We start from the raw sequence: 25,417 nt of genomic DNA on the forward strand, positions 1-25,417 counted from the left end.
ATTGAAAAATATCGGTTATTTTCATGCCCTTGCGCGATAGCTCTCCAGGGAGACCGGCCGGTCAGGAATCTCTATGCGAAATTGCGTGCCCCGTCCCGGCTTCTCGACGAGCGCAATCGTGCCGCCGTGAGCGAGCACGAGCTCACGCGCTATGGCCAGGCCCAGGCCCGTCCCACCAGAGCGGGCAGCGCCCCGAAACGCCGTAAAGAGGTTCTCCCGGGCCTTCTGCGGCATGCCGGGACCATTGTCGTCGATAGTGATGCTGACAACCGATCCCACACGCTGCGCACTGAGGGTAATACGGTGTGCCTGTGCGTCTTCACCAGGCTCGGCCTGGCTGAGCGCCTGAACGGCGTTTCGACACAGATTGTGGATCACGCGGAACAGTTGCTCACCATCGGCGTCAACCTCCAGATCCTCCGCAATCTGCTCGACAAAACCAATCGTTCCTTCCGGATCGATGGCCAGCATGTCCCGAACATCCTGACAGAGGTCGGCAAGCTTCAGCAGCCTGCGGCGCGGCGCCGCCTCCGAGGCCTGACCGTAGGCAAGAACCTCATTGGTATAGCCGACTGCGCGATCAATCGTGCGCAGCAGCTTGGGGGCGAAGCTGCGCACCATGGGATCCTCCACGTCCACAAGCCGGTCAGACATCAACTGGGCCGAAGCAAGAATGTTACGCATGTCGTGATTGATTTTTGAGACCGCGAGGCCAAGATCGGCAAGATTCTTTTGTTGCTTGAGTGTCCGCTGCAATTCCATCTGCATGGCAGCCAGATGCTGACCGGCCACTTCAATTTCACCCTTTGCCCTGCCCGGCTGGAAGATTCGGTCCGGATCTTCGGGACGATCGGAAAAGCGCTGCATGCCATGCGTCAAACGGCGGATCGGACTAATCATCATGCGGTTGATCGAGACGTAAATCAGTCCGGCCGTCACCAGGGAGATCAAGAGCGAAATACCGAACATGAGCTTGGAAAAACTGATCATCGCCTTGCGAAGGGCATCGTCCGTCATGACCAGCTCAATGATCATGTCGGTCTCACCGATTGGACCGAAGACGCGCATCACCTTCCCGCCACCCAAAAACAGCGTATCAAGCGCATTTTGCATGGCGTAGACGGCGCCTTCATTGGCGAGATCGTACTGGTCATCGACCTGTGGAGGCACATCAATGGCCGCCAGAAGTCGAGACGTTCCATCCTTGCGCAGCGCCAGAACTTTCGTCCCGGTCGCAAGCAGCGTATCGTCCTGAACTTCGCGGGGCAATTCAGCCGGCTGCAGGCCATCGATGACGATCCCAGCAGCGGCGGCTGTATCGAGCCTGTCGCGCAGCCAGGTCGTGCGCATCACAGAAATGGACGGTATGAATATCAGGACTTCGGCAAACATGACGAAGGCAACCGTCAGCCAAAGAAGGCGCCCTGACAGGCCGTGAAGTCGCCGCGGCATCCGCTGTATCGCCGCGTCCGCATCGTCTCCTGCCAGTGCCTGTCGGGCGGATAGATCCGCCACTCTGCTCATGCGGAACTCCATTCCCCTTGGACAGCAGGCCCTCAGGCCCACCTAGCTCAGGACAGAATGATAATGGCGCCCGAAGGGTTTTTCCAGCCCTCGGACGCCAAACCTTCATTACAGTTCGTTAATTCGGCAGTTCTCAGAATTCTTCCCAGTGTTCGCCGCTGGCGGCAACCGCCACGGCAGCGCTTGGCACCGAGAGAGCACGGGCGAGATTGCCCATGATCTTGCGGGCTGGCGAGGCCTTTGGTGAAGATGCCGTATCGGCAGCACGGGGCACACGAGAAACGCCCGGACGCGAAGTTGCTTCGGATGCGTAACTCGAAGGCGCAGCGACCACCATGTCACCAATCTTGAAGTGTGACAGAAGCGAGAAGAGCGTTGCGGTTTCGCTCGAAAGCTTGTGTGTCGCGGCGGACGTCTCTTCCACCATGGCAGCGTTCTTCTGCGTAACCTGATCCATCTGGTTGATGGCGGTATTGATCTCGTGCAGACCAGTCGCCTGTTCCCGGGCAGCAACCGCGATCGAATGAATATGATCGTTGATGCTGAGGACCTGCGTCTCGATTTCGTGGAGCGAAGCGCCCGTTTTCTGTACAAGCTTCACACCACCAGCAACCTCGTCGCCGGACTTCGTGATCAGCGTCTTGATGTCTTTGGCGGCGTTCGCAGACCGCTGGGCCAGTTCACGAACCTCCTGGGCAACGACGGCAAAGCCTTTACCTGCCTCACCGGCACGAGCCGCTTCGACGCCTGCGTTCAGAGCCAGCAGGTTCGTCTGGAAGGCGATCTCATCGATCACATTGATGATCTGAGAAATTTCGTGGGAAGCCTGCTCGATGCGGCCCATCGCGGTGATGGCGTCACGAACAACATTTGCGGATTGAGCGGCGCTCTGCTTGGCTTCGGTCACCATTTCGCTGGCTTCCTGAGCTCGTGTCGTGGATGTCTTGACCACGGCTGTGATTTCATCGAGCGCGGCTGACGTTTGTTCAAGTGCAGCGGCCTGCTGCTCAGTTCGACGAGACAGGTCATCGGCTGCTATACGAAGCTCTTCCGAGTTGCTGTTGATCGAGCTCGTCGCGTTGCGGATCTCTTCCATGGTCTTGCGCAGACCCGTGATGGCTTCATTCACATTGAACTGCAGCTCTGCAAAGGCACCGCGAAATTCACCGCGCATCGTCTCCGTCAGATCGCCAACGGCGAGGCGCTTCAGGATTGCGCCAGTCTGGGTAAGTCCGGAATCAACCGATTCCAGCAGTTCATCGACATTGCGAGCGAAGCGATCGAGTGCCGGATCACCAAACTCCTTGTTGATACGAGAAGAGAAATCACCACTTGCAGCCGCAGCCATAACGCTGGCCATGCGATTCTGCAGAGCATCACTCTTGGCACGATTCGCGGTTTCCTGGGCATTCATACGATTGACTTCGACGCCATTCGACTTGAACACCTCGACGGCAGCGGCCATATCGCCGATTTCATCCTGGCGTCCCATGGACGGAATCTCAGTGGAATAATCTCCGTTTGCGAGGCGCTTCATCGCTTCAGTCAAGCCAATAATCGGGTTGCTCAGCGAACGGGTGCCGATAAACATCCCTACGGCAGCACCGGCAATCACGCCGATGGCAGTAATCGCGGCAATCATACTGAACAATGTCCGACCGAACGATTCCGCGCTCTTTTGGACCTCGTCCAGTTCAGCGAGATCGGAGGCAACCACTGCGTCGATTTCTGCTTGGAACGCCTTGCGGTTATTGCGGTTTGCTTCGTTGTTACCCTGCTTGTTGGCTGCGACAGGACCTTCCTCCTTCGCCAGCCGGACCGTTTCAGAACGGAACGCACGGAATTCCTTGGCGCGCGACACCATCGCCTCAAAAACAGCACGCTGATCCTTGGGAACCAGCGGCTGCCAGGAAGCCAGAACCTGATCAATCTGATCCAGGCTCTTCATGAGGCCCGGGCCAAATTTCTCGGCGTCTGCTGCGTCCTTGGCAGCGTAGATGCCACGCGCTTCCATGACGACGGCCGTGACCGCACGGTTCAGAGTTTCGCCCTTGTAGGCCCGCGTGGCAGCATTATCAAATGCCGCGATGCGGTTGCTGTACTCAACAATTGCAAAGAGCGACAATCCGCCGACAACCAATGCAACCATACTCAGTATGCCAACAAGTAAATTGATTTTGCCTCGAATTCTCATTGCACCCTTCCTGTCTTCCGTGTCGCCGGCTACTGAGCCCCCGCTCCCGGACAGCTTCGATTGCCCGAAATTTTGCCATCGAGTAATTAAGGAAGCCTGAACATAAATCAGAGCTTGTGTCGTAAACGACCTACCCGCATAGGTGACCGGAACAAAATCGGAGTCAGAGTTACCGTGATGTGAAGGCGGCAATGATTGACTTTGCGCGGCTGATGCCCTTATAAGCCGCGCACGTCCGGCATCTCAGGCTGAAGCGCATCAGCGCACCTGTGGCTGAAACGTTTTCAAACAACGCTCTTGCTCCTCTCGGAGCAACTTCAAGAAGGGCCGCACACCGCGGTGTTAAAAAAATGAAGCGTACCTACCAACCATCCAAGCTTGTTCGCAAGCGTCGTCACGGCTTCCGCGCCCGCATGGCTACGCCTGGCGGTCGCAAGGTTCTTGCTGCCCGTCGCGCACGTGGCCGCAAGCGTCTGTCGGCCTAAGTGTCGACAGCCCGAGATTGACCGGGCAATGAAGTCGAAAGACATTATGCAGCGAACTGTCGGGCGGCTGAAAAGTCGGCCGCAGTTTCTTGCCGTGAGGGACGGTGAGAAGCGGCGTGGACCCCTCTTCCTTCTGGAGGTTCTCGATCGCAAGGATCCCGCAAGCGAGCCCCGCGTCGGCTTCACGGTTACGAAGAAGCAGGGCAATGCTGTAGAGCGAAACCGGATGAAGCGACGGCTGCGCGAAGCAGTTCGTCAAAGCGCCCAGTTTGCAATGAAAGACGGTCACGACTACGTCATTGTCGCGCGGCGCGAGTTACTAAGTGCGCCTTTCGCAGACGTGACGAAAGCGCTTTCCGAGCGGATCGGAAGCAGACCGAAACACAAGCGGTCCGAGGAGACCCGTTCCAGGAAAGCATGATGGAAAAGAATCGCAATTACTTCATCGCGATCGCCCTTTCAGTGGTGATTGTTCTTGCCTGGCAATTCCTCTATATGAATCCGAGGTTGGAAGCCCAGCGTCGCGCCGAGGAAGCCCGGCTCGCGAGCCAGGGGCAAAGCCAGATCATCCAGCCGGAGAGCCTTGGCGCTCAATCCGGCGTACAGCCGAACGGCACCCTGCCTGCCAGCGCACAGGCTCAGGGCCAGGTTACGCGCGAAGAATCGCTTGCGAAATCCGCACGCGTCGTGATCGACACGCCTGCCCTCTCCGGCTCCATCAACCTCACGGGCGCCCGCTTTGACGATCTGAGCCTTCGCGAATATCATGAGACGGTCGATCCGAAGAGCCCGACCATCGTGCTCTTCTCTCCGGCCGACACGAAGGACGGATACTTCACCGAACTCGGTTACATTGGTAGTCAGGAGACCGGAACGGTGCCGGGTCCATCAACGGTATGGACGGCACCTGCAGGTGCCAAGCTGACCGTCCAGACACCGGTAACACTGACGTTCACCAATGATAAAGGCTTGCTGTTCAACCGCACGGTCGCTATCGACGAACATTACATGCTGACGGTGACCGACAAGATCGAGAACCCGACCGGCGCAGCCGTCAATCTTTCGTCCTATGGACGCGTCACACGCTACAACAAGCCGAACCATCCCTCCGTTTATGTGATTCATGAAGGCTTTCTCGGCGTCATCGGCTCCGAGGCAGGTCTCTCAGAGCACAGCTATAGCAATGTCGAAAAGGAAGCGACCGTCAACGCAAAGGCGACCGGCGGCTGGCTTGGCATAACCGACAAGTATTGGGCTGCAACACTCATTCCGCCGCAGACGCTCGCCTATGAATCCCAGTTCCGCTATCTCGCGGACGGCCAGACGCGCTATCAGGCGGACTTCAAGTCAGACAGCTTCACCGTACAGCCGGGTCAGCCGACCGAGATCAAGAATCTTGTCTTTGCAGGCGCCAAGGAAGTACCGCTCGTCGACGGCTATGAAGCAAGCCACTCAATTCCAAAGTTCGATCTGCTCATCGACTGGGGCTGGTTCTATTTCATCACCAAGCCGATGTTCAAGCTGATGGACTTCTTCTTCCGCTTCTTCGGCAACTTCGGCGTCGCTATCCTGTGCACCACCATCGTGGTCAAGGGATTGTTCTTCCCGCTCGCAAGCAAGCAATACGCCTCCATGGCTGCGATGAAGCGCGTTCAGCCAAAGATGGAGGAATTGAAGGCAAAGCATGGCGATGACCGCATGGCCATGCAACAGGCGATGATGCAGCTCTACAAGGAAGAGAAGATAAACCCGATTGCAGGCTGCTGGCCGGTCCTGCTTCAGATCCCGGTGTTCTTCGCTCTCTACAAGGTCATCTACGTCACGATCGAAATGCGCCACGCGCCGTTCTTCGGCTGGATCCAGGATCTGTCTGCGCCCGATCCGACATCGCTGTTCAACCTTTTCGGCCTTCTGCCCTACGACGTGCCGCATGCATTGATGATCGGCATCTGGCCCATCATCATGGGTGTCACGATGTTCCTGCAGATGCGCATGAACCCGACACCGCCGGATCCGACGCAGGCCATGATCTTTACGTGGATGCCGCTGGTCTTCACCTTCATGCTGGCGTCGTTCCCTGCTGGTCTGGTCATCTACTGGGCGTGGAACAACACCTTGTCGATTATGCAGCAGGCGCTGATCATGAAGCGTCACGGTGCAAAGATTGAGTTGTTCGGCAATCTGAAGAGTATATTCCAGCGAAAACCGGCGCAAACCAAGTAAATACAAGATGGCCCCGGCTTACTCAAAGGCCGGGGCCTTTTGCTTCACGGTTGCAGGAAAGTCTGGCGCGGGATTTCAGCAAGACAGGTGCGCTCGCCGCTTGACTCGGGCATCGAAACCCTGAATGCACGGGACCTGAAACAAAGGCACTGTTCATGACAAGCGACACCAAAAGCACGAAGCCGATCTTTGGGCACCCCTGGATTTTCATTCGCGGGGTTCCCGCCATGAAGTTCCTGCCACCGGAAGGACCGCTCGAGGTTGCTTTTGCAGGGCGTTCGAATGTTGGCAAGTCTTCGCTGATCAATGCACTTGTCGGGCAGAAGGGTCTTGCGCGAACATCCAATACGCCCGGCCGCACCCAGGAACTCAACTACTTTGTCCCGGACGGCTATTCCGGTGAAGGCGACGATCTGCCGCCCATGGCGCTGGTGGACATGCCCGGTTACGGCTATGCACAAGCCCCCAAGGAACAGGTGGATGCCTGGACGAAGCTGGTTTTCGATTACCTTCGCGGCCGCGCGACCCTGAAGCGCGTTTATGTGCTGATCGACAGCCGCCATGGGCTGAAGAAGAACGATGATGAGGTTCTGTCGCTGCTCGACAAGGCCGCCGTCTCGTACCAGATCGTTCTGACAAAGACCGACAAGATCAAGGCACCTGCCGTACCGAAACTGGTTGACGAAACGCTGGAGAAGATCCGCAAGCGCCCCGCCGCCTATCCAGAGGTTCTGGCGACTTCATCGGAGAAGTCTGAAGGTCTCGATGCCTTGCGCGCGGAAATCCTGAAGACGATCGGGCGTCCGGCCTGACGTATCGGTGAGCCAGGCCGGACCTTGATCTGGCTATTACATGGTCTTCGGCAGCATAACGCGGTCGATCACATGGATCATGCCGTTCGACTGCTTCACATCGGCAATCGTGACACGAGCAGCGCTTCCGTTTTCATCCGTCAGCGTAATACGGCCCTTGTTCATCTTTGCTTTCAGGATACAACCGTCTTGACGTCGTGCGTACCGCCATCATCCTTGATCATCTTTGCGATCATGCCGGACATGGCATCAGCCGCGACAACATGACATGTCAGCACCTTCTGCAACTGCGCCTTGTTTTCCGGCTTCAGGAGATTATCGACCGCACCCTTCGGCAGCTTTTTGAATGCGGCATTCGTCGGCGCGAACACGGTGAAGGGGCCCTTGCCGGACAATGTATCGACAAGACCGGCAGCCTTCACAGCAGCAACCAGCGTCGTGTGATCCCTGGAGTTGACGGCATTCTCGACGATGGTCTTTGTTTCATACATCGGCGCGCCGCCGACCTTCGGATTCGCAGCGAAGACGCGAGCGGTGGAACCCGCTACCAGAGCGACAGCTGCCAATGTGTGCATCGCGAATTTGAACATGGATATTTCCTCTTCCTTCGTTCAAACAGCGACGGGACTCTTGCCCGTTGGATGGCCCGAAATAGTCGGGTCATTTGAAAGGACGAGAGTTGGGGAGAGGAAGTTTCAGCTAATCTAAAATAAATTTCACCACTCAGCGAGCAGCCATCTGTCCAGACATCAGCACGGGACCGGTGGGACCGGTGGACGGCGAGCCGCCTTTTGGTTCAAGACTGACGGCCAGCGTGACACCGTTCGCAATGCGTCGGCGCATAGCATCCGGAATGATGACATCCCCAGTCCCGATGTCCGGCATCAGGCCAAGTGAAACAGGCGGGGCGTTTCCGTCAATCATCCAGAGCTGTAACGACTTTGGCTCCGCCTGCGAATTGGCAATGGGCGTCATCACAAGTCTTCCACTGCGCGGCTCGAAACTTGCGAGCAGGCTCATATTAGTCGCATCCTGCCCTTTCAATTGCGCCTGCAGCTGTCCACCAGTCTTCAGGGAAGACGGAGGCTGAAGACCAAAGATGGCGACACCAATCAGCATAAGGAACAAGGTAAGGGCCAAAGTTCGCCAAACCGTAGCCGAAGACCACAGGCGTCCAAATCCCGAAAGCTGCGTCTGTTGCGAGTTCCTCGTCAACAGACGCTGTTGCACTTGCGGAAATACAGATTCCGGTGGCAGTTGCGGAGTGTATTCATCATCCATGGATGACAGATTTTCCTGCCAACGCGCGACCATAGCCGCAAAGGCACGGTCGCGCCGGATCCGTTGTTCGACCTGCTGACGCTTTTCGGCGGGCAGGACGCCCAGAACATACTCGCCCGCAAGAACTTCGTCTCTTGCGCGATCCCCTTCGCTCTGGTCCGGCCTAGTCATCGGTCCATGCACACTCTCAGTTTCAAAAGACTGCGCCTCAGCCACGTCCGCATCGTATTCAATGGCACATCGTACCGTTCCGCCAGTTCCTGATAACCCATGCCATCGACATATGCTGCACGAACCGCCTGCGCCCGGTCAGGATCCAACTCTTCCATGCACCTGTCAATGCGCCTTCCTTCGCCATTGATCACAGTTTGTGCCTCCGGATCGGGAACTTCATCGACAAGGCGGTCCGTTTCATCGTCCAGATTTTCCGTCTCTTGCTTCCGGCCTCGCAGCACATCCAGCGAATGGTTACGTGCAATCGCGCAGAGCCAGGGCATCGCGCTGGTCTGCCCTCCGACAAAACGATCGGCCCGATACCAGATCTTGACGAAGATTTCCTGCAGCGCAACTTCCGCATCCGTCCGCACTTTGAGGAGACGAAGGCAAATGCCGAAAAGTTTCGGGGATGCGGCAAGATAAAGGGCGCGGAAAGCTGCACGATCCTGCAAGGCCACCCGGGCCAGCAGATCCGGGAGATCGGTTTCAGCCATTGCACTCATCTTCCACGGCACATTTGGCGATACTACGTCGCTTACGCTCATTTGTTTCAAACGGATTATTTCCTCCGCCAAAAACATGGGTTAAAAGGCCGCACCAAGGTTCCAGAGGTGTTTTCATGTCCCCTTCCGAAAGCGAGATGCAGGCCCAGTTGCTGGCGCAGGCCCTGCCCTTCATGCAGCGTTACGAAAACAAGACGATTGTCGTGAAATATGGCGGCCATGCAATGGGTGATACGGCACTCGGTCGCGCTTTCGCCGAAGACATTGCACTTCTCAAGCAGGCGGGCGTCAACCCGATCGTCGTGCATGGTGGCGGTCCGCAGATCGGCGCAATGCTTTCCAAGATGGGAATCGAATCCAAGTTCGAAGGCGGATTGCGGGTGACAGACCAGAAGACGGTCGAGATCGTTGAAATGGTGCTGGCTGGTTCCATCAACAAGGAGATCGTCGCGCTCATCAACCAGACGGGCGAATGGGCAATCGGGCTTTGCGGCAAGGACGGCAACATGGTGTTTGCTGAAAAGGCCAAGAAGACCGTGATCGATCCGGAATCCAATATCGAGCGCGTTCTGGACCTCGGCTTCGTCGGCGAAGTGGTGGAAGTGGATCGTACGCTGCTCGACCTTCTGGCGAAGTCGGAAATGATCCCTGTCATCGCACCTGTTGCTCCGGGCCGTGATGGCGCTACCTACAACATCAACGCCGATACGTTTGCCGGGGCGATTGCTGGCGCACTCCGCGCCGACCGTCTGCTGTTTTTGACCGATGTACCAGGCGTGCTCGACAAAGATAAGAACCTGATCAAGGAGCTTTCTGTTGCGCAGGCGCAGGCGCTGATCAAGGACGGTACAATTTCCGGCGGCATGATTCCGAAAGTCGAGACCTGCATCGACGCCATCAAGGCAGGCGTTCAGGGCGTCGTCATCCTCAACGGCAAGACGTCGCATTCGGTTCTTCTGGAAATCTACACCGAAGGTGGCGCAGGAACGCTCATCGTTCCTTGATATCGCTCAAACGAAAATGAGACCGAGGATGCCTGTCAGAATGAGCAGGCATCCCAAGACTTCCAGCCGGTTGATACGCTCCTTGAACAGGAAGACCGAGGCTGCGAATGTAAAAACGAGTTCGATCTGGCCTAGCGCCCTGACATAGGCCACCTGCTGCAGCGTCATGGCCGTAAACCATCCCGCAGACCCCAGGACGCCTGCCAGCCCAACCAGCGCTGACGATCGCCAGGACCGGATGACCTTGCCGATTTCGGCACGGTCGGTAAACACCATCCAGACCAGCATATAGAGCGTCTGGAACCCGGTGACGAAGGCCAGCGTGAAGGCTGCCTGCACTACGGCATTGGGTCCGTCCAGGGACAGAGACGCGCTCCGATAGGCGACGGCCGAGATTCCGAAGACACCGCCCGACGCAATGCCGATGAGGGCTGTGCGGCTGAAAAGCGCGGCCAATAGACTGCGCGCGTTGAGTGGCGTGCGGGCAACCGAGATCAGCATGACACCGATAACGCCGATGATGATGGCAACGACGGTTCCCGGCTGGAGCCTTTCGCCGAGAAGGACCAGACCGAACAGCGCGGCCTGCACGGGCTCTGTTTTCGAGTAGGCAGTTCCAACCGCGAAGTTTCGCAAGGAAAACAGATAGACCAGCATGATCGTCGCGTAGATCTGCGCCAGTCCACCGAAAATTGCCCAGCCAACGAAGGGCCAGTTCATCTGCGGCAGGTGATAGCCTCCAACAAAATGGAGGGCCGCGACGTAAAGAACGGCAACCGGAAAACCGTAGCCGAAGCGCACGAAACTGGCGCCCCGGGTGCCGAGGCTAGAACGCAGATGACGCTGCAGGGCAGAGCGCAGATTCTGCAGAAATGCAGCCGCAATCGTGATGGGGATCCAGAGTTCCATGATCACGCGCTAACACGCGTTCGTGCACCCGCCAAGTCCTCATGCAACAGCAAGCGTTCGCCTCTTTCAATTCTCCTCGGCTCAAGGCATAAAGCGCGCATGGCCAAGATGACGAACACACCTGACCCCGCCGATTTCTCGCATGTCCGCGACTGGGTCTTCGACCTCGACAACACGCTCTATCCGCATCACCTCAATCTGTTTGAACAGATCGATCGCAATATGACCGAGTTCGTCGCGACCCTTCTGCAGCTAGAGCCGGACGAAGCACGCAAGCTTCAGAAGCAGTATTACCACGAGCATGGCACCACGCTGCGCGGCTTGATGATCCATCATAAGATCGATCCAAATGCCTTTCTGGAAAAGGCCCACGCCATCGATTACTCGGCGCTTCTGCCGCATCCGGAACTTGGCGAGGCAATCAAGGCACTCTCAGGCCGTAAGTTCATCTTCACCAATGGCACCGTATCGCATGCGGAGGCCGCGGCCCGGGCGCTCGGGATCCTTGATCATTTCGACGATATTTTCGACATTGTCGCTGCCGATTACGTTCCAAAACCTGCTGGCGAAACCTATGACAAGTTTACCCAGCTGAAACGGATCGACACGGCTCATGCGGCCATGTTCGAGGATCTGCCGCGCAACCTGATCGCGCCGCGGGCGCTCGGCATGAAAACGGTTCTGCTCGCACCCAGGAATCTGGGAGAATTTGTCATCGAGCGCTGGGAAGAAGTGCGCGAAGACGACGAGAGCATCGACTATGTCACCGATGATCTTGCGACATTCCTGCAAACGCTGAACCGCGGTTGAGCTCATCTCGCCACAACCGAGATTACCAAAGTTTCATTCAGCCTTACGGTTCTTTAAGTGGTGTCGGAACGGCTCTGCTCCTACCTTCATTGTCATAAGACAAAGGGAAAGGAAGCAACCCACATGACACTCAAGAGAGTTGCACTCGCCGCACTTGGCGCAACATTTCTGGTGGGCGCTCTTGTGCCTGCAAGCTTCGCCGCGCCCGGTCGTCCAGACAGAGAGGGGCATGGCCCCCGTGGCGGGATGATGCAGGAATTGGTGTTCGTGCGGCTGTTGAAGGACGCCGACACGAACAAGGACGGCAAGGTTACCAAGGAAGAAGTTGCCGCCTGGGAAACCAAGCTGTTCGATGCCGTTGACGCCAACAAGGATGGCAATCTGACACCCGGCGAAATGCGTCAATATCAGAAGGCGCGCATGGAAGAATTCCGGGAGCAACGCAAGGCAGAACGTGCAGCGAATGGCCAGACAAAGCCGGACGAGCAGGCGAAAGGTCCCGATGCCCCTCCACCGGGCCCTGACGGCAAGCCCGGCCACGGCCCTCGGCATGGCGGCGCTCATGAAATGGCAGATGGCGAGCGCGGCCATGGCCGCGACGGCTGGGGTGGTCATGGCAAGCCCCATGGCATGATGCCGGGCGCTGCGTTGATCCGCTTTGTTGATGCGGATGAGAATGGTCAGGTCAGCAAGGACGAAGCTGCCAATGCCGTAACGAAGCTGTTTGAGCGCATGGACCGCAACAAGGATGGCGTGATTTCGATCGACGACATCCCAAGCCAGCCGCTTTAACCGCAACCGGTAGCGCAGCGCGCTTTCCAGCCGCTGCATTGCGAGGTCCGCTCCTGCCGCCGGGAGCGGACCTTTTCCGCCTCTACTCTTTGTTGCCGTTCAAGTCGTAGAAGTCGGCGATGATTTTCCACGCCTGATCCGCGGTCTCCACGAAATTGATGAGATCCATATCGTCCGGAGCGATAGTGCCGAAATTGGCAAGCGCTTCGAAATCGATGATGCGGTTCCAGAATTCCGGAGCAAACAGGATCAACGGAACGCGTTCCATGCGGCGTGTCTGGATCAGCGTCAGCGCCTCGAACAGCTCATCAAGAGTCCCGAAACCACCCGGAAACACCACGACGGCACGTGCACGCATCAGAAAGTGCATCTTGCGAATGGCAAAATAGTGGAAGTTGAAGCTGAGCTCCGGCGTTACATACTGGTTCGGCGCCTGTTCATGCGGCAGAAGAATGTTCAAACCGATGGTGGGTGCACCAGCTTCCGCCGCCCCCTTGTTACCCGCTTCCATGACGCCCGGACCGCCACCGGTGACCACAACAAATTCCTGATGATTTGAGAGTGCCGAATGGTGCGCGCAGAGTGCCGCGAACTTCTCAGCCTCCTCATAGAAAACAGAAGCTTTCTTAAGATTCTCCCGCTGAACATCGTTCTTGGCAGCCCAGGGTTCCGCGCCGGGGGCGGGAATGCGGGCACCGCCGAACAGCACGACCGTGGACTTGATGCCCATTTCGCTCAGCATCATTTCGGGCTTGAGGAGTTCGAGCTGCAGCCGGACGGGGCGCAGCTCCGGACGGCAGAGGAAATCCTCATCCACATAGGCAAGGCGATAGGATGGCGATTCAGACTGCGGCGTCTTGGGAACCTGACGGGCGCGCAGCTTGTCGACGGAACTCGCCTTCAACGGATCCCATACGCCGTCCTTGCGCCGCATCTTCTTCTCATCGCCTGCTTTCGCCATTGCGCACAATCCCCTGAGATACGAATCACGGAGGCCGCCAATTCGCATTGACGCCCGGATGGCGCTCGCTTAGAGCAAAAGGCACAAATTTGCCAGTCGGCAAGAGAGCCTACCCCATCACGTTACGAGCGACAGCCGCAGGATTTCCGATGACCAGCACAGCAAGCCAGGACTACGCCTCCCTTGAAGCCCTGATCGAAAAGGCTTTCGATGAACGCGACAGCGTTTCGATCAACACACGCGGCGAAGTACGCGAGAGCGTGGAAGAAGCGCTGAACCTGCTCGATAGCGGCAAGCTGCGCGTTGCGACCCGCGGCGAAGACGGCAACTGGACTGTTCACCAGTGGCTGAAGAAGGCCGTGCTTCTGTCGTTCCGCCTCAACGACATGGAAGTCGTGAAGGGTGGTCCCGGCGCTTCCACCTGGTGGGACAAGGTTCCTTCCAAGTTTGAAAACTGGGGTGAAACGGAGTTCCGTTCAGCTGGCTTCCGCGCGGTGCCAAATGCTGTTGTTCGCCGCTCCGCCTATATCGCGCCAAGCGTCGTTCTGATGCCCTCCTTCGTCAACCTCGGCGCCTATGTCGGGGAAGGCACCATGGTCGATACATGGGCCACCGTCGGCTCCTGCGCCCAGATCGGCAAGCACGTCCATCTCTCCGGCGGCGTCGGCATTGGCGGCGTTCTGGAGCCGATGCAGGCAGGCCCGACCATCATTGAAGATAACTGCTTCATCGGCGCGCGTTCCGAAGTCGTGGAAGGCTGCATTATCCGTGAAGGCTCCGTGCTCGGCATGGGGGTCTATATCGGCAAGTCTACCAAGATCGTGGATCGGGCGACCGGCGAAGTCATGTATGGCGAAGTTCCGCCCTACTCGGTTGTGGTTGCGGGCTCCATGCCTTCCGGCAACGCCACCATGGCCAATGGCCAGCCAGCGCCGCACCTTTACTGCGCTGTGATCGTCAAGCGCGTCGATGAGAAGACCCGCTCCAAGACGGGCATCAACGAGCTGCTGCGCGACTAACCAGACGAAGCGAGCATTGCGGCAATCATGTCTGTTACCAATCCGATCGAGAACCTTCAGACACTCATCCGCTGCCCTTCGGTGACGCCGAAGGAAGGTGGTGCGCTGACTGCGCTTGCAGCAATGCTTGAACCGCTTGGCTTTGCCGTTCATCGTGTCACGGCTACGGAAGCAGGTACGCCGGATATCGAGAACCTCTATGCGCGGCTGGGAACATCCGGCCCGCATCTTATGTTTGCCGGTCATACGGATGTGGTGCCCGTTGGCGATGAGGCTGCATGGACGCATCCGCCCTTTTCTGCCGATATTGCCAATGGCGAGATGTATGGTCGTGGCGCAGTGGATATGAAGGGCGGCATTGCCTGCTTCATCGCAGCCGTTGCTCGCCACATCGAAGCGCATGGTGCGCCGAAGGGCTCCATCTCGTTCCTGATCACCGGTGATGAGGAAGGCCCTGCCATCAACGGCACCGTGAAGCTGCTGGAATGGGCGGCGGCAAAAGGTGAGCGCTGGGATGCCTGCCTTGTCGGCGAGCCAACCAATCCGGACCAACTGGGCGACATGATCAAGATCGGCCGTCGTGGTTCGACCTCAGGTTTCGTGACCGTGCATGGGGTACAAGGCCATGTTGCCTATCCGCATCTCGCGGATAATCCCATCCGCGCTGTCACGGCCATGACCAAGGCGTTGATGAGCCCACCACTTGATGCAGGGACTACCGAATTCCCGCCGACCAATCTGGAAGTCACATCCATCGATACCGGCAATACGGCCACGAATGTCATTCCCGCCAAGGCGAGCTTTGCCTTCAATGTACGCTTCAACGACATATGGACGGCTGACAGCATTCAAGCAGAACTGATCCGGCGGCTGAACGAAGCTGCCAATGATCAGGAACTGCGCGCAGGCCGTCCCGCCATTCGCTATGACATCACCTGGTCGGAGCGACCAAGCCACGTGTTCCTGACCCGTGACGATGCGTTGATCTCTTCGCTCTCCAAAGCGATTGAGGCGAAGACAGGCAGGCACCCTGCCCTTTCCACGACAGGCGGCACATCGGACGCACGGTTCATCAAGGACTACTGCCCGGTGGTGGAGTTCGGTCTCGTGGGACAGACCATGCACATGGTGGATGAGCGAGTGGCCGTGGCAGATCTGGAAAAGCTGACGGGTATCTACGCTCACTTCATCAAGCAATGGTTCGAGAATGCCACGGCTTGAAGAGGTCCGCTTCCTTTGGGGAGGACTGTGGCAGGTCGCCCGTGGAGATGCCCGTGGACTGTCTCTCTTCGACATATCCGATGAGGGTCTGACACGCTCCTTCTGGGCCCTCGCCTACTGCCTGCCTATCCTCCTGCTGAACGCGATCCTGCTTCGCGCCGCCTTTATCGAGGTGATTCCCGATCCTGCACGCGGACATATAATCTTTGTGTTTCAGGCCCTGGTACTGCAACTGGCAAGCTGGGCTTTCGTTCTGATTTGCATCATCCTGTTCGGGCTGGCATTTGGTTATCGTCCGTTGCTGAGGCCCATGGTGGTCATGGCGAACTGGGGCAGCGTCCCCATCCTTTACGCCATCGCCGGACTTGTTCAGCCGATCCTTCGTTTGACACGTGGAACGGGTCTCCTGTCCTGGATGCTGAATATGTCATTCTGGATTGTAGCAATCGCAATCCCGCTCTATCTCATCTGGCGTATTCTTCTGACGCTTGTGGGCGGCCCGGTGTGGAAGCGTGGCGGTTTCCTGTTTCTCGTTCTGGCTGCGTCGCTCTGGGCTATCCGCACACTTGAAATATCTCTGGGACTCAATATTCCCTATCCGTGAAATCCTGTTCCATCGCGAGGCGTGATTCTTGCCCTCTTTCTCCGAAGTGAAGCTTTACGTGCTCGGTCTCTGGCTACTGGTCAAAGGCGACCGGGCAGGATTCGCCCTTGTTGATTTCACTGATCGCGGGATGATGCGCTCCTTCTGGGCCATCGTCTGGTGCATTCCGGCAATCGGCTTTTCCTGGATCTGGTGGCGGCTTGCCTTTCTGGAAACCATGCCACCCGGTTTCCGCCTCGGCAGCATATTCTTCTTCCGCATGGCCCTGCTGGAAGCCTCGAACTGGCTGGTGCCGCTTGTACTGGCCGGTCTGATGGCGCTGACAATGGGGCTTGCCCGACAATTCCCGGCCATCGTCTTTACGGCCAACTGGCTCTCCGTGCCGTTTTCCTATCTCTACGGATTGCTCAGCATTCTTTTGGTGCTCATGCCCGGACTAACCGGCCTGATCGCACTCATCTGGCTTGGCGCGATCGTCGCGCTGGTCGTCTGCCTGTCGCGCATCTTTCGCATGATCATCGGTCCGCAAGGATTGACGATTGCGACGCTGACAATGGTGCTGATCGTGCCGTCGCTACTGCTGTCCGACGTTCTGGAACGCTTTCTCGGCGTCTATCCTGGCTGATCGGGATAATCGACCTGCATGAAGTAAAGACCTTCCGGCGGAGCAACCGGTCCGCAGGCGGCCCGGTTTCTGGCCTCGAGCGCTTCGCGCACAGCCTGCGGGCTCATCTTGCCCTCACCCGCCAGCTTCAGCGTTCCTGCGAAAGAGCGGATCTGATTGTGCAGAAAACTTTGCGCCGAGGCTCGGATCTCGATCAACTCTCCCTGCCGCGTCACATCCAGCCTGTCGAGTGTCCTGATCGGACTTGCCGCCTGACAGTGCGCCGAGCGGAAGGTCGTAAAATCATGGTGACCGACGAGCATCTGCGCGGCCGCATGCATGGCTTCGTGATCGAGATCTTTGGAAACCCACCACGCGCGCTTCGCTTCGATCGCTAAGGGAGCCCGACGGCTGATGATTCTGTAGAGATAGTGGCGGCGTAGCGCAGAGAAACGGGCATCGAAATCATCAGACACCTGATCGACATCGATGATCGACACCTTTTCGCTCGCCATCATCAGGTGCGCATTCAGCGCATTGCGCAGTTTGAAGGGCGCCCATTCGCGCGAAAGATCGACATGAATGACCTGGCCCAGCGCATGAACGCCGGAATCCGTTCTGCCCGCCCCGCGGATGACAACGGTTTCCGATGTCAGTGACAGAATGGCGGCTTCGACTGCAGCCTGAACGGAATGGCCGTTTTCCTGGCGCTGCCAGCCCACATAGGGCGTGCCATCATATTCCACGACCATCTTGTAGCGTGGCATCAACCAATCCTCAAACCGGGCGGCAGCGGCGTGCCACGCAGAAATTCCTGTGCGTCGAGGGGCTTGCCACCGGCTTTTTGCAGTCGCTTCAACCGGACCGCGCCAGAGCCACAGGCAATTGACAGGTGATCATCCAGAACCTCACCCGGCTGCCCATCGCCCTCTGCCATTTCACTCGACAGAACCTTGATACGTTCCGGCCTACCGCCCAGTTCAACCTCGAACCATGCGCCGGGAAACGGCGAAAGACCACGGATGTGGTTGTGCACCTCGATTGCGGGGCAGGTGAAATCGATGCGGGTTTCGCTCTTGTCGATCTTGGAGGCGTAGAGAACGCCATCCTCGGCCTGCATGACCAGCGGCAAATCGCCGTCTTCCAGCTTTGCCATGGCTTCCACCACGGCCTCTGCGCCCTGCGTCATCAGGATATCGTGCAATTCTCCTGCCGTCATGGTCGCGCCAATTGCAACCTCGCGCGTCAGTGCGACAGGGCCTGTATCCAGCCCCTTCTCCATTTTCATCACCATCATGCCCGTCTTTGCATCCCCGGCCATGATTGCACGTTGAATCGGCGCTGCACCACGCCAGCGCGGGAGAAGCGACGCGTGGCCATTATATGCGCCGAGCCGCGTACCTTCGAGGATCTCGACCGGCAACAGAAGCCCGTAGGCGACAACGACAGCCACATCGGCATTCAAGGCCCGGAATGTCTGCCGATCTTCAGGATCCTTGAAGTTAACCGGGTTGAAGACCGGTATGCCCAGTTCCTCCGCAGCCTGATGTACGGGGGACTTTTGAAGATCCAAGCCGCGCCGGCCACCCGGACGCGGCGGCTGGCTGTAGACGGCAACGACCTCATGACCCGCCTTGGCCAGAGCCTTCAAGGTCGGCACGGAAAAATCCGGCGTTCCCATGAAGATGATGCGAAGAGCCATTCAGACCTCCATCCTGACCGGTACGTATTGAAGATCAGCGCCGTGCGCGCTCAGACCTTGGCTTTGGCAGCCTTGGTGAATTTCTTGATGACCATTTCGCGCTTCAACCGCGAGATATGATCGATGAAGAGCACACCATTCAGATGGTCGATCTCATGCTGAAGGCACGTCGCCAGCAGGCCATCGGCCTCAAGCAGGTGCTCCTTGCCGTCCCGACCGACATGCTTGACCGTTACTGCCGCAGGACGCTCGACTTCCGCATAATATTCCGGGATCGAAAGGCAACCTTCTTCGTAAACAGAGCGCTCGTCCGAGCTTCTGACAATCTCGGGATTGATGATGACGATCGGCTTTTTCTCCTCATCCTCGCGCGAGACGTCGACCACGAGAATGCGGCGTGCAATGCCAATCTGAATGCCGGCAAGGCCGATGCCCGGCGCGTCATACATGGTCTCCAGCATGTCATCAGCAAGCTTGAGAACGTCGGAATCCACCTGCTCGATCGGCTTGGAAACCTGACGCAGAAGAGGATCGGGAAGGATGATAAGCGGCTTGATCGTCATGCGCCTCCCATAGCCGATCTTTTTGCAAGATGGAACATCCCTGCAAGCGTCAAAAGGGGCGCAAATGCAATTTGTTCCTGTTTTGATCTTCCTATCTGGACACGGTTAGGCTAGCTTCGGGTGATGCAAAGCCAAGCCCTTTCGAATACAGACCGTCTCATGCAGTTCGCTGAAAGCAACAGCACTCTCCTCATCGTGCTGGGAGTGGCTGTATTCGCGCTGCTGTTCTGGCTCATAAAAGCCCGTCGGTCCGGAGGCGAAGAGGCATTGGATCAGCGTTTTGCGGAGCTGATGCGGGCGCAGTTGGAGATGCAGGGACGTGTTTCCGCCATGACGGAAGCCATCGGCTTGCGGCAGGCGGAGCTCAACCGTGCCGTCAACCAGCGCCTCGATGGCATGGCGCAGCGTCTGGGCAGCAGCATTGTCGAACAGACCAGATCCACGCACGACAACCTTCGGCAATTACAGGAACGTCTGGCGGTCATCGACGCAGCGCAGAACAATATCCAAACCTTGGCGAAAGACGTTGTTGGCCTGCAGGCCATTCTTTCAAACAAGCAGACCCGCGGCGCCTTTGGGCAGGGACGGATGGAAGCCATCGTCGCCGATGCCTTGCCAAAGGGCAGCTATCAATTCCAGGCGACCCTTTCGAATGGAATGCGGCCAGACTGCCTGATCGACATGCCAAACGACACTCCGCCGCTGGTGATCGACGCCAAGTTTCCGCTGGAAGCCTGGCATGCATTCCGGGACGCCACACAGCCAGACCTGCGCAAGCTTGCGGCACAACAGTTCCGGCGTGATCTGGAAAAGCACATCAGCGATATCGCGGATAAATATCTCATCAAGGGTGAGACACAAGAGACGGCCTTTCTCTTCGTGCCTTCCGAGTCGATCTTTGCCGAAATTCACGAACACTTCGAGGCGTGCGTCGCGAAGGCGCAACGTTCGCGGATCGTCATCGTCTCTCCCTCTTTGTTGATGTTGTCTATTCAGGTCATTCAGGCTGTGCTGAAAGATCAGCGCATGCGGGAGCAGGCCCACCTCATCCAGGGCGAAGTCGCAAGCCTGATGGACGACCTCGGTCGTCTGGATGAGCGGACGCGGAAACTGCAATCCCACTTCGCGGCGGCGCAGAAGGACGTGGAGCAGATCCTGACATCCTCCGACAAGCTTGTCCGCCGCGGAGATCGCATTGCCTCTCTCGACCTGGCGCGCGAACCAGCGCTTGCCGAAGCAATGACGGTGGAACCGAAAAGTGTCGAGAGTAGAACGGGGATGCTGAAGCTGAGGGTGGTTGACGAGGATTGATGCTGTCGGGCAGTGTCTCCAAAACCATACGACACGACAGGCTCATATCATGATTACCGTTTTCGGCTCCATCAACATGGATCTCATCGCCACTACCACCCGCTTGCCGAAACCGGGCGAAACCGTTGCGGGACAAAGCTTCGCAACAGCTGCTGGCGGCAAGGGCGCGAACCAGGCACTGGCGGCGCGGCGCGCGGGCAGCACTGTTCGCATGGCAGGTGCTGTGGGCGAGGACAGCTTTGCGGAACCCGCTCTCGCATTGCTGAAGGAAGCAGGAGTGCTGCTGGATACAGTGCGCCCGGTATCTGATCCAACCGGAACGGCCATCATTCTCGTGGGCGGCGATGGCGAGAACATGATTGCGGTCGTGCCCGGCGCCAATGGCGCAGTTTCTGCGCAGGACGCAGAGAAAAGTATTGGCCTGCTGGCGGAACGGGACATCCTGATGATGCAGATGGAGGTGCCCGCAGACGCCATGGAAACCGCGTTTCGTCTTGCCAAGACGCAAGGAACAACCACCATCTTCAACACGGCCCCTTTGACGGATGACGCAATCCGGCTGGCAGGCCTCGCCGATATCGTCGTTTCGAACGAAACCGAATTCGAACTCCTTGTCGGTCGGTCTGGTCTCTCTGCCGAGGAGCGAGTATCTGAGATGCAGCAGATGGCAGAAAGAAGCGGCCAGACGCTTGTGGTAACGCTCGGCGCCGAAGGAGTGGTGGCGATCCATAAGGGTCAAATCCTGCGAGCAACCGGCCTCAAGATTACACCCGTCGATACCGTTGGTGCAGGAGACACGTTCTGCGGCTATCTTGCTGCAAGCCTTGATCAGGGTTTGGATTTTGCCGCTGCCCTTCGTCGCGCGGCCGTCGCGGGTTCTCTTGCCTGCCTGAAAGCCGGTGCACAGCCATCGATTCCCGCTTCAGACGACGTTGCCGGGCATCTCTAATACCGGGTATGGTTGATATAGCAGGCAAGGTCGGCAGGCTGCTGCGTTGCGGGCCCCACGGAGGCGCTTGCACTTGCCGATCCCAGTTCCCATATGTTGTCGCACAGGCGCATGCCGTAAGGGTGCGTGATAGGTCGCTTGTTTCAAGGACTGTTTGATGAGCCGGATGACACCGTTTGCCAGCCCGCTTCTCCTGGGCTTCGACACAATGGAGAAAACACTCGAACGCCTGACCAAGGCCAATGACGGATATCCTCCCTATAACATCGAGCGCCTGCGCCCGAGCACTGGCGGGGAACCGGAAAAGCTAAGAATCACTTTGGCTGTCGCTGGTTTCGCGGAAGACGATCTTGACGTCACCGTAGAGGAAAACCAACTCATCATCCGCGGACGTCAGGCTGATCCGGGCGAGCGAGAATATCTCTATCGTGGTATCGCCGCACGCCAGTTCCAGCGAATGTTTGTTCTAGCAGATGGGATGCAGGTCGCAGGCGCCGGCCTGAAGAACGGACTTTTGTCGGTTGATCTGGTGCGGCCGGAACCCGAGCGTATGGTGCGAAAAATTAATATTTCCGTCTCAGACTGATCTTCGTGGCAGTTTTGCCAGAATCAGTATGACGGAGGCGTCCATGCTCCTGAAGAACACCTCAGCCCAGTTGACACTCAACGAACTCGCCCATCTTGGTGCGGGTGAAGTGGGTTACATTCGTAAGATGCGCCTTGAAGACGTTAGCCGTTGCTTTCCGGAGGCTCCGGAAATTGATCCCGGTCTCGACCTGTGGGCGCTTTTCGGTGCAGATGGCACACCGATCCTGCTGACCGATAACCGTTCCAGCACCTTTTTCAAGGCAGCCGAAGACGACCTGAAAACGGTAAGCCTTCACTAAAGCGTATCGCGATCTTTCCGATTCGCTCCTGACGCTTTAAGTATTTGTTCTATCGCATGTCGTTATCGCAAAACCGCTGCAGACTTTTGCGTAGACCATGCTTTAAGTTCAGCTTCCATCGCAGACAGGGCGCCGGTTATCACCGCGCTGCCCTGTCCAGGCGGCCATCATCGTGGGCAGATGGCATAGGCTAAATCCTACGCGCGTCAGACGCGTTTGAAGGTGAGATAGGCGGATGAACGCCCCTCTCGCCGTGCCTTCGCCTCGTAACGCGTGCTGGGCCAGTTCGTAAAGGGCGTCAGCCAGTCACACGGCTCCTGCGCCGTCCAGGCGAAACCGCCATGCGAATGGGTATGTTGCAATGTCCAGTTGACGTAGGTGTCGATGTCGGAGGCAAAGCAAAACAGGCCGCCCGGCTTCAAGACACGATGGAAGCGGTTGAGATTGACCTGCGACACAAAGCGACGCTTCCAGTGCTTTTTCTTTGGCCAGGGATCCGGATACAAAAGATCAATCTGATCCAGTGATGCGTCAGGAAGCCAGTCCAAGAGGACTGTTGCATCATCGTCGTAAAGACGGATGTTGTTCACGCCCGCTTCTTCGACATGGGCCAGCAATTTTGCCATAGAATTGATGAAGGGCTCGACACCGATGAAACCGGTTCTAGCATTTTCCTTGGCACGGTGGATGAGATGCTCTCCACCGCCAAAGCCAATTTCCAGACGAATACGCTCAACGGGCTTCGGGAAGATTTGCCCCAGTACCGCGGGCGCGGGCTGGGACAAGTCCACCTTCAGTTCCGGGAGTCTGGTGGCCATCATGTCGGCCTGCCGCTCCCGCAATGGCTTACCCTTGCGCCGGCCGAAGAACGCCTCGGTGGCGCGCGACCGACGTTCGGAGTCCATCGCTTCTATCCTCAGTTTTTCAGAGCTTCCTTGAGCGGCTTCACGAGATCCAGCTTCTCCCAGGAGAATGAACCGTCGCGGCCAGCCTTGCGCCCGAAATGTCCATAGGAAGCCGTCTTTGCATAGATCGGCTTGTTGAGATCGAGATGACGGCGAATGCCAGTTGGCGACAAATCGATCACCTGACGGATAGCCGCCTCGACCTGGTCTTCGGTTACCTTGCCAGTACCGTGCAGGTCAACATAGATCGACAGCGGCTGAGCGATACCGATCGCGTAGGACAATTGGATCGTGCACCTTTCGGACAATCCTGCTGCCACGACATTTTTCGCGATGTAGCGTGCAGCATAGGCAGCCGAACGATCGACCTTCGTCGTATCCTTGCCCGAGAAGGCACCGCCGCCGTGGGGCGCTGCACCACCATAGGTATCTACGATGATCTTTCGGCCTGTCAGGCCTGCGTCTCCGTCCGGTCCACCGATGACGAATTTTCCGGTTGGGTTGATGTACCACTTGCAATCGTCGGCAATCTTCAGATCACCGAGCGCTTCCCGGATATAGGGTTCGACAACCTTGCGAACCTTGGCAGAGTCCCAGCTTTCGTCGAGATGTTGCGTGGAAAGAACGATGGATACGGCTTCCGTGGGCTTTCCGTCGACATAGCGCACGGTAACCTGGCTCTTGGCATCCGGGCCCAGTTTACCCACATCGCCTTCGCCCTTCTTGCGTGCTGTTGCGAGCAACTGCAAAATACGGTGTGAATAGTATATCGGCGCCGGCATCAGGTCCGGTGTCTCATTGCAGGCGTAACCAAACATGATGCCCTGGTCGCCAGCACCCTCATTGCCCTGATGGTCGGCGGCGCTATCCACGCCCTGGGCAATATCGGCGGACTGGGAATGCAGCAGAACGTCGATCTTGGCGGTACGCCAGTTGAAGCCATCCTGCTCGTAGCCGATGTCCTTGATCGCGCGGCGCGCCGCAGCCTTGAATTTCGAGGGATTGATAACCTCGTTGCCGTTCTTGTCCTGTTTCATCAGGCTCGGCGGCAGGCGAACTTCACCGGCGATGACCACACGGTTCGTCGTCGCAAGCGTCTCGCAGGCGATACGCACTTTCCAGGGATCGACCCCGGTCTTTGCCGCTTCACGATAGACGAGATCCACGATTTCGTCAGAAATACGATCGCAAACCTTGTCAGGATGGCCTTCTGCGACAGACTCGCTGGTGAACAGGTAATTGGCGCGCATGCTGGGATTCCCCTCAAGAACAAACCGCAACTGTCCTAGTCACTTCCAACCGTCATGACAAGGACAGAACCACATAAATATATCTTTATATGGCATGAGCTGGTTTAAGAAGGGTAGCTTTCGCTATTTTTTCTGCACCAAACGAAAAAAAGCGGCCTTTCGACCGCTTTTCCCGAACAATGTGGTGCGAGGTCAGTCCACTTCACCGTCGGCGGCCAAGGCCTTCACAAGGTCCACAACCTTGCGACGGACCTTGGGATCCGAAATCTTGACGAAAGCGCGGTTCAGTTGAAGACCTTCCGACGAGGAAAGGAAATCGACCACATAGTTTGAACTCGATGCCTCTGCCATACCGCCCGGAGCGGAAGATTGCTCACCTGGCGCATCTTCGAAAAAAAATGAAACGGGTACATTCAGTATGCTCGAAATATTCTGCAACCGGCTCGCGCCGACACGGTTGGTGCCCTTTTCGTATTTCTGGATTTGCTGAAAGGTGATGCCGAGACTTTCTCCCAGCTTCTCCTGACTCATCCCCAGCATCGTGCGCCGAAGTCGGATGCGGCTTCCGACGTGTATATCAATCGGATTCGGCTTCTTCTTATTTTCCATCATTTCACGCGTCCTAATTTTTTCTCAATTGTCCCCACAGCCCGCAGAACGTGCAAATATACTATATTGCTAATACCCG

At 57.4% G+C, this 25,417-nt stretch carries 27 protein-coding genes and 1 pseudogene; 15 read left to right on the top strand and 13 right to left on the bottom strand.

The window, feature by feature from the left end:
- Positions 1–21 precede the first annotated feature (21 nt).
- Both E8M78_RS15225 and E8M78_RS15230 read right to left on the bottom strand, forming a co-directional pair.
- Positions 22–1,452, bottom strand: a complete 1,431-nt coding sequence (locus E8M78_RS15225) for a HAMP domain-containing sensor histidine kinase (RefSeq protein ID WP_246658351.1) — start codon at positions 1,450–1,452, stop codon at positions 22–24.
- Between the two features lie 205 nt (positions 1,453–1,657).
- Positions 1,658–3,718, bottom strand: coding sequence for a methyl-accepting chemotaxis protein (locus E8M78_RS15230; RefSeq protein WP_137135799.1), 2,061 nt, complete (start codon positions 3,716–3,718; stop codon positions 1,658–1,660).
- 350 nt (positions 3,719–4,068) lie between these two features.
- Here E8M78_RS15230 and rpmH point away from each other — a divergent pair, with 350 nt between their 5' ends.
- From rpmH to yihA, 4 genes are all read left to right on the top strand, one after another.
- Positions 4,069–4,203: a 50S ribosomal protein L34 gene (gene rpmH / locus E8M78_RS15235; RefSeq protein ID WP_062555230.1), complete on the top strand. Its 135-nt coding sequence runs from the start codon at positions 4,069–4,071 to the stop codon at positions 4,201–4,203.
- Between the two features lie 28 nt (positions 4,204–4,231).
- Entirely contained in the window at positions 4,232–4,624 is a 393-nt protein-coding gene (rnpA, locus tag E8M78_RS15240) for a ribonuclease P protein component (protein ID WP_062555229.1), read from the top strand.
- Entirely contained in the window at positions 4,624–6,426 is a 1,803-nt protein-coding gene (yidC, locus tag E8M78_RS15245; protein WP_137135800.1) for a membrane protein insertase YidC, read from the top strand. The genes rnpA and yidC overlap by 1 nt, the downstream gene beginning before the upstream one ends.
- A gap of 155 nt (positions 6,427–6,581) precedes the next feature.
- The gene (gene yihA / locus E8M78_RS15250) at positions 6,582–7,238 is read left to right on the top strand and encodes a ribosome biogenesis GTP-binding protein YihA/YsxC (protein ID WP_062555227.1); all 657 of its coding nucleotides are present in this window, start codon (positions 6,582–6,584) and stop codon (positions 7,236–7,238) included.
- A gap of 36 nt (positions 7,239–7,274) precedes the next feature.
- On the opposite strand, the pseudogene E8M78_RS15255 reads toward yihA, so the two are convergent.
- The 3 genes and pseudogenes from E8M78_RS15255 to E8M78_RS15265 form a co-directional block, all read right to left on the bottom strand.
- Positions 7,275–7,828, bottom strand: a pseudogene (locus tag E8M78_RS15255) (fasciclin domain-containing protein).
- A gap of 133 nt (positions 7,829–7,961) precedes the next feature.
- Entirely contained in the window at positions 7,962–8,690 is a 729-nt protein-coding gene (locus E8M78_RS15260; protein ID WP_137135801.1) for an anti-sigma factor, read from the bottom strand.
- Positions 8,687–9,229, bottom strand: coding sequence for a sigma-70 family RNA polymerase sigma factor (locus E8M78_RS15265; RefSeq protein WP_137135802.1), 543 nt, complete (start codon positions 9,227–9,229; stop codon positions 8,687–8,689). Before E8M78_RS15265 ends, E8M78_RS15260 begins: the two co-directional genes overlap by 4 nt.
- A gap of 125 nt (positions 9,230–9,354) precedes the next feature.
- On the opposite strand from E8M78_RS15265, the gene argB reads away from it, so the two are divergent.
- On the top strand, positions 9,355–10,242 hold the full coding sequence (gene argB, locus E8M78_RS15270; protein ID WP_137135803.1) for an acetylglutamate kinase: 888 nt from the start codon (positions 9,355–9,357) through the stop codon (positions 10,240–10,242).
- A 6-nt stretch (positions 10,243–10,248) separates the two neighbouring features.
- Here argB and E8M78_RS15275 read toward each other — a convergent pair whose 3' ends face one another.
- Positions 10,249–11,151 (bottom strand): DMT family transporter, encoded by a 903-nt coding sequence (locus E8M78_RS15275; RefSeq protein ID WP_137135804.1) that lies wholly within the window; start codon positions 11,149–11,151, stop codon positions 10,249–10,251.
- Positions 11,152–11,250: 99 nt separating this feature from the next.
- Here E8M78_RS15275 and E8M78_RS15280 point away from each other — a divergent pair, with 99 nt between their 5' ends.
- Together E8M78_RS15280 and E8M78_RS15285 are read left to right on the top strand one after the other, a co-directional pair.
- Positions 11,251–11,961: a pyrimidine 5'-nucleotidase gene (locus tag E8M78_RS15280; protein ID WP_137135805.1), complete on the top strand. Its 711-nt coding sequence runs from the start codon at positions 11,251–11,253 to the stop codon at positions 11,959–11,961.
- Between the two features lie 123 nt (positions 11,962–12,084).
- The gene (locus E8M78_RS15285) at positions 12,085–12,753 is read left to right on the top strand and encodes a hypothetical protein (RefSeq protein ID WP_137135806.1); all 669 of its coding nucleotides are present in this window, start codon (positions 12,085–12,087) and stop codon (positions 12,751–12,753) included.
- A gap of 82 nt (positions 12,754–12,835) precedes the next feature.
- On the opposite strand, the gene E8M78_RS15290 is transcribed toward E8M78_RS15285, so the two are convergent.
- A complete protein-coding gene (locus tag E8M78_RS15290; protein ID WP_137135807.1) occupies positions 12,836–13,714 on the bottom strand; it encodes an LOG family protein in 879 nt (292 codons plus the stop codon).
- Between the two features lie 149 nt (positions 13,715–13,863).
- Between E8M78_RS15290 and dapD the strand changes: the two genes are divergently transcribed.
- From dapD to E8M78_RS15310, 4 genes are read left to right on the top strand one after another with little or no spacing between them, the layout of a single operon-like run.
- Positions 13,864–14,733, top strand: coding sequence for a 2,3,4,5-tetrahydropyridine-2,6-dicarboxylate N-succinyltransferase (gene dapD, locus E8M78_RS15295; protein WP_137135808.1), 870 nt, complete (start codon positions 13,864–13,866; stop codon positions 14,731–14,733).
- Between the two features lie 27 nt (positions 14,734–14,760).
- Positions 14,761–15,954 carry a succinyl-diaminopimelate desuccinylase gene (dapE, locus tag E8M78_RS15300; RefSeq protein WP_137135809.1) on the top strand — a complete coding sequence of 398 codons (1,194 nt, stop codon included), beginning with the start codon at positions 14,761–14,763 and terminating at the stop codon, positions 15,952–15,954.
- On the top strand, positions 15,941–16,558 hold the full coding sequence (locus E8M78_RS15305) for a hypothetical protein (protein ID WP_137135810.1): 618 nt from the start codon (positions 15,941–15,943) through the stop codon (positions 16,556–16,558). The genes dapE and E8M78_RS15305 overlap by 14 nt, the downstream gene beginning before the upstream one ends.
- A gap of 28 nt (positions 16,559–16,586) precedes the next feature.
- The gene (locus E8M78_RS15310; RefSeq protein WP_137135811.1) at positions 16,587–17,183 is read left to right on the top strand and encodes a hypothetical protein; all 597 of its coding nucleotides are present in this window, start codon (positions 16,587–16,589) and stop codon (positions 17,181–17,183) included.
- Here E8M78_RS15310 and truA read toward each other — a convergent pair.
- From truA to def, 3 genes are read right to left on the bottom strand one after another with little or no spacing between them, the layout of a single operon-like run.
- Positions 17,171–17,929: a tRNA pseudouridine(38-40) synthase TruA gene (gene truA / locus E8M78_RS15315; protein ID WP_137135812.1), complete on the bottom strand. Its 759-nt coding sequence runs from the start codon at positions 17,927–17,929 to the stop codon at positions 17,171–17,173. The two genes, E8M78_RS15310 and truA, sit on opposite strands and share 13 nt — an antisense overlap.
- Positions 17,929–18,864: a methionyl-tRNA formyltransferase gene (gene fmt, locus E8M78_RS15320; RefSeq protein WP_137135813.1), complete on the bottom strand. Its 936-nt coding sequence runs from the start codon at positions 18,862–18,864 to the stop codon at positions 17,929–17,931. Before fmt ends, truA begins: the two co-directional genes overlap by 1 nt.
- 50 nt (positions 18,865–18,914) lie before the next feature.
- Positions 18,915–19,427 carry a peptide deformylase gene (gene def / locus E8M78_RS15325; RefSeq protein ID WP_137135814.1) on the bottom strand — a complete coding sequence of 171 codons (513 nt, stop codon included), beginning with the start codon at positions 19,425–19,427 and terminating at the stop codon, positions 18,915–18,917.
- A gap of 123 nt (positions 19,428–19,550) precedes the next feature.
- Here def and rmuC point away from each other — a divergent pair, with 123 nt between their 5' ends.
- From rmuC to E8M78_RS15345, 4 genes are all read left to right on the top strand, one after another.
- The gene (gene rmuC / locus E8M78_RS15330; RefSeq protein ID WP_137135815.1) at positions 19,551–20,738 is read left to right on the top strand and encodes a DNA recombination protein RmuC; all 1,188 of its coding nucleotides are present in this window, start codon (positions 19,551–19,553) and stop codon (positions 20,736–20,738) included.
- Positions 20,739–20,787: 49 nt separating this feature from the next.
- The gene (locus E8M78_RS15335) at positions 20,788–21,687 is read left to right on the top strand and encodes a ribokinase (RefSeq protein WP_137135816.1); all 900 of its coding nucleotides are present in this window, start codon (positions 20,788–20,790) and stop codon (positions 21,685–21,687) included.
- A 157-nt stretch (positions 21,688–21,844) separates the two neighbouring features.
- A complete protein-coding gene (locus E8M78_RS15340; RefSeq protein ID WP_137135817.1) occupies positions 21,845–22,273 on the top strand; it encodes an Hsp20 family protein in 429 nt (142 codons plus the stop codon).
- A 43-nt stretch (positions 22,274–22,316) separates the two neighbouring features.
- Complete coding sequence (locus E8M78_RS15345) at positions 22,317–22,574, top strand: DUF1150 family protein (RefSeq protein WP_062555210.1); 258 nt, start codon at positions 22,317–22,319, stop codon at positions 22,572–22,574.
- A 206-nt stretch (positions 22,575–22,780) separates the two neighbouring features.
- On the opposite strand, the gene trmB is transcribed toward E8M78_RS15345, so the two are convergent.
- The 3 genes from trmB to E8M78_RS15360 form a co-directional block, all read right to left on the bottom strand.
- Complete coding sequence (trmB, locus tag E8M78_RS15350) at positions 22,781–23,479, bottom strand: tRNA (guanosine(46)-N7)-methyltransferase TrmB (RefSeq protein WP_137135818.1); 699 nt, start codon at positions 23,477–23,479, stop codon at positions 22,781–22,783.
- A gap of 11 nt (positions 23,480–23,490) precedes the next feature.
- Positions 23,491–24,729 carry a methionine adenosyltransferase gene (gene metK / locus E8M78_RS15355; protein WP_137135819.1) on the bottom strand — a complete coding sequence of 413 codons (1,239 nt, stop codon included), beginning with the start codon at positions 24,727–24,729 and terminating at the stop codon, positions 23,491–23,493.
- Between the two features lie 192 nt (positions 24,730–24,921).
- Entirely contained in the window at positions 24,922–25,341 is a 420-nt protein-coding gene (locus E8M78_RS15360) for a helix-turn-helix domain-containing protein (RefSeq protein ID WP_137135820.1), read from the bottom strand.
- Positions 25,342–25,417 lie beyond the last annotated feature (76 nt).

This window comes from Rhizobium sp. FKY42, assembly GCF_005222835.1.
Taxonomy (GTDB): domain Bacteria; phylum Pseudomonadota; class Alphaproteobacteria; order Rhizobiales; family Rhizobiaceae; genus Neorhizobium.